This is a genomic window from Agrobacterium larrymoorei, from assembly GCF_013322225.1.
Classification (GTDB): domain Bacteria; phylum Pseudomonadota; class Alphaproteobacteria; order Rhizobiales; family Rhizobiaceae; genus Agrobacterium; species Agrobacterium larrymoorei_A.
The window spans coordinates 1-2,240 of record NZ_JAAMFB010000050.1 but is presented as its reverse complement, the minus strand read 5'-3'; the positions used below and the strand labels follow the sequence as shown (position 1 = coordinate 2,240).

Annotated in this window: 2 protein-coding genes and 1 pseudogene; 2 read left to right on the top strand and 1 reads right to left on the bottom strand. The window is 55.5% G+C overall.

The features are described from left to right. Positions 1 to 119: 119 nt before the first annotated feature. Positions 120 to 548: a hypothetical protein gene (locus G6L28_RS22680; RefSeq protein WP_174066476.1), complete on the bottom strand. Its 429-nt coding sequence runs from the start codon at positions 546 to 548 to the stop codon at positions 120 to 122. A 138-nt stretch (positions 549 to 686) separates the two neighbouring features. On the opposite strand from G6L28_RS22680, the gene G6L28_RS22675 reads away from it, so the two are divergent. Then, positions 687 to 1,970, top strand: coding sequence for an NAD(P)/FAD-dependent oxidoreductase (locus G6L28_RS22675; protein ID WP_174066474.1), 1,284 nt, complete (start codon positions 687 to 689; stop codon positions 1,968 to 1,970). A 10-nt stretch (positions 1,971 to 1,980) separates the two neighbouring features. Next, positions 1,981 to 2,139 (top strand): annotated as a pseudogene (locus tag G6L28_RS23015) (LysR family transcriptional regulator); the annotation flags it as partial. Positions 2,140 to 2,240: the final 101 nt, after the last annotated feature.

Sequence of the window (2,240 nt, the reverse complement as noted above, 5' to 3'; positions counted from 1 at the left end):
ACTTCAACGCGCTGACGCCAATGATGGTGGCGGCATAATCGAGGCGGAAATCCACTTAGCGAAACGCCCGAAACTGTTCAAACAAACTGAGCCACCTCTGTCATACACCTGGTACCGTCTCAATGATCTTCAATGTCCAAGACGGTAAGGATCAGCATCAGGTTGTACAATGAGGTGGCACAGGGTTCGGTTTTGGCGGTGCGCAGGGCAATGAAAAAATTAATTGGTTCAAGACGTATGTTCAGTATGCAGAGCGATTTAAGCAGGCCATTGAGCGTAGCAAGGCAGACGTTTTGATCGCGAACCATCCAGGCTTGGATAACACGTTCGAGAAGAATGCGAAGCTCGATGAATTGAACGGCAAAGACAACAATCCTTCGGTCATAGGGATGGAAAGAGTTGTAGCTTATGTGCAAACGGCGCAACTTTGTGCTTCTGCGGGAATAGCAGCTTATAAATATCGATAACGCGATAAAGAAAGCTGGATAAATGAGTGCGTCGAGCGATGGTCCGCGAGAACCACTCTCGAAGGAAGCAATCACTGCCATCTGGTTATGGACAGCGCCTCACCTAAGCAATCCTTTCATTCCAAATTGGAATAACCTGTTGCGGATTTCTGCATATATATCATGATCGGAGCGGAGTAATTTGCAGTCCAGAAATGATTGCCAAGGAAAGCCGCTGACATGCTGAATAGCCCTAAAACCCACGGACTTTGGGAGCATTCTGCCGCTCCCGCACCCAAAACGGAGGTCTTGGAAACCTCCGTGGTGGCTGATGTCGTTATCGTTGGCGGTGGATTTACGGGGCAGTCGGCAGCGCTACATCTCGCGCAGAGCGGAATGACTGCAGTCGTGCTTGAGGCCGTTGAAGTCGGTTTCGGGGGCGCTGGTCGCAATGTCGGGCTGATTAATGGCGGCATGTGGGTCATGCCCAACGACATTCCCGGTGTCCTCGGCGAACAATACGGCGAACGTTGCCTCAGCCTTCTCTCGGAAGCGCCGCTTGTGGTTCGCAATCTCATTGAAGAAAAAGGCATTTCCTGCGAACTGGAAAAGAACGGCACACTTCATCTTGCTGTGGGTTCTGCCGGGCTTTCGGAGCTGGAAGAGCGTCATCGTCAGTGGACGGCAAGGGGCGCGCCGTTGCAACTGCTCGATGCGGATGAGACCGCTCGCCGGACTGGCTCGCCAGCCTATGCCGGTGCCTTGTTTGATCCGCGTGCGGGCACGTTGCAACCGTTGGGCTATGTGCGTGGTTTGGCGACTGCTGCCATTGATGCCGGTGCGCGCGTCTTTACCCAAAGCCCCGTCATTTCCTATGAGCGGCAGGGAGACAGCTGGCGCGTCAAAACCCCGCATGGGTCAGTGAGCGCGAAGTGGGTCATCGTCGCGACGGATGCATACTCTGCCGGTCCCTGGAAAGCTGTACGCGAAGAGCAGGTCCATCTTCCTTACTTCAACCTAGCCACTAAACCACTTTCCTCCAATCTGCGCGAGACCGTTCTTGCCAATCGGGAAGGTTGCTGGGATACAAAGGAAATTCTTTCGTCCTTCCGTATGGACCAGAGAGGACGCCTCGTCTTCGGTAGCGTTGGCGCCTTGCGCAACACGGGCACCGCCGTTCATCAGGCTTGGGCGCGACGTTCGCTGAAGCGCATCTTCCCGCAATTGGGCGATGTCGAGTTCGAGTTTGCATGGTTCGGGCAGATTGGCATGACAACAGATGCAGTGCCGCGCTTCCACCGATATGCGGAAAATATCGTCGGCTTTAGTGGCTACAACGGTCGCGGCATTGCGCCCGGAACCGCATTCGGCCGGGTGCTTGCATCCTATGTGAAGGGCGACATTACCGACGCGGATCTTCCGCTGCCTGTGACGGAGGTCGAGCCGCAGGCATTGCGCGTTGCCAAGGAAACATATTACGAAGTCGGCGCACAGATCGCTCACCTCTCTGGAGAGCGCTTTTAAGAGGTAGACCTTGCAACTTCCACGCCGCTTTTTGCCGCCATTGCCATGGTTGGCCGCTTTCGAGGCGGCCGCCCGCACCGGAAGCGTCACGGCGGCGGCGAAGGAGCTCAGCCTCACGCAAAGCGCCGTCAGTCGCCAGATCAGAGCACTGGAGGAGCAACTCAGTGTCAATCAGCACCGAACATTCACCCCTTTTACTTATCCAATTTTGACCCCCTGTATGCGATCAGCGCTTGGCCTGCCCGGCGCTGGCCGGGGTTGCAGAGGGTA